The sequence below is a fragment of the Streptomyces acidicola genome (assembly GCF_009377235.1).
In the GTDB taxonomy this organism is placed as follows: Bacteria; Actinomycetota; Actinomycetes; order Streptomycetales; family Streptomycetaceae; genus Streptomyces; species Streptomyces acidicola.
On the sequence record NZ_VMNX01000513.1, the window covers coordinates 1 to 1,502 of the forward strand.

General features: G+C 74.4%; 1 protein-coding gene. It reads left to right on the forward strand.

Annotated features, from left to right (window positions below):
• Positions 1-169 precede the first annotated feature (169 nt).
• The coding region (locus FPZ41_RS46480; RefSeq protein ID WP_228023476.1) for a serine protease at positions 170-1,502 on the forward strand (1,333 nt) is incomplete at its 3' end.

Below are 1,502 nucleotides of genomic sequence, written 5' to 3' on the forward strand. Positions count from 1 at the left end.
ACCCAAGGGTGTATCCATCCGCCCCCCCGCTATTCACCCCAACGAGCAGGCGCTCGGAGTGAACCGAGGGGGTGGAAGGGGGCGCGTTCGCCTGGCGATCTGTTCTGTTGATCACCGCTTGCCTACCGTCGGAAGCAGTGCACGGCGGGGAGGCTGGGGAGGTTCAGGCATGGGCGGGCGAGGCCGTCAGACAGCGTACGACGGCCGGGAGAGGCGGGACGAGATCCTGGTGCGGATCTGCGATCCGGCCGGACGACCGCGCGGTACGGGCTTCGTGGCCGACCACCACGGCACGGTCCTGACCAGTCACGAAGCGGTCGACGGACTGACCCGGCTGATGCTCCGGGCCCCCGGCGGCCCCACCTGCGCGGTCACCGCCGCCGACGTGACCCCTCTGCCCGCGCTCGATCTCGCGCTGGTCCGCACCGACGGGCTCGGCCTGGCACCGCTGCCCATCGCCGTACGGGACGTGGTCGAGACGGGTACGTACGTCAGGATCGCCGCCGGCGGGTGGCGCGAGGCGCGGGTCCTGGGCGCCGCCGACGTGACGTACGCGCCCGGGGGCGGCGCCCATCTGCTCGGCGGGGCCCTGGAGCTGGCGATCGGAACAGCGGGCCGTGACGCACTGCGTCCGGGCGGCGGGGCGGCCGGCGGACCCGTGCTCGACTCCGCGACCGGCACCGTCATCGCGGTGCTGGGCACCGCGCTGCACACCGAGCACGGCACGGCCGGCTTCGCGGTACCGCTGCGGAAGGGCGACGGGCCACTGGGTGAGCTGCTGGCCCGCAACGCGGCGACCGTGCCCGCATTCGGGCCGGACCTCAACCTGGCGGGCATCCTGGAGCTCACGGCCGCCTCGGTGGGCTCGGAAGGGCCCCAGACGACCGCGGACCCGGTCGAACGGGCCGATGTCGTACGGGAGTTGGCGGCATTCGCGGCGTTCACTGAAGGACAGGCCGCCGTCCTCGGACTCGTCGGCGCCCCGGGCAGCGGCCGTACGACGGAACTGGCCGCCCTCGCCGACCGGCGCGCCCGGGGCCCGGAACCTGCACCGACGCTCTGGCTGCGCGGCGCCGACCTGAGGGACACCGACGAGTCGGTCGCAGACGCGACCATGCGGGCCCTGGAGCGGGCGGGACGGATCGTGGCGGCGTCGCACGCGGAGGAGGCACTCCCGTCGGCCGTGCTGCCCGGGGAGTACGGCGGCGAACTCGGCGACATCACCCCCGAGCGCCTCACCCGCCTCGCGCTGGCCGACGGCCGCCCCCTGCTGCTCCTCCTCGACAGCCCCGAGCAGATGTCCCCCGCCCTCGCCCACCGCCCGGACGAGTGGACCGAGGCGACGGCCGACTGGCTGCGGACCACGGGCACACGACTCGTGGTGGCGTGCCGGGAGGAATACTGGGAGACGGTTGGGGCGGGGTTTGCTCACTCAGCCCGTCCGGCGTTTGAGGACGAGGCCGTTCAGGCCGACAGCGGGGGTCTGGGGGCGGCAGCCCCCC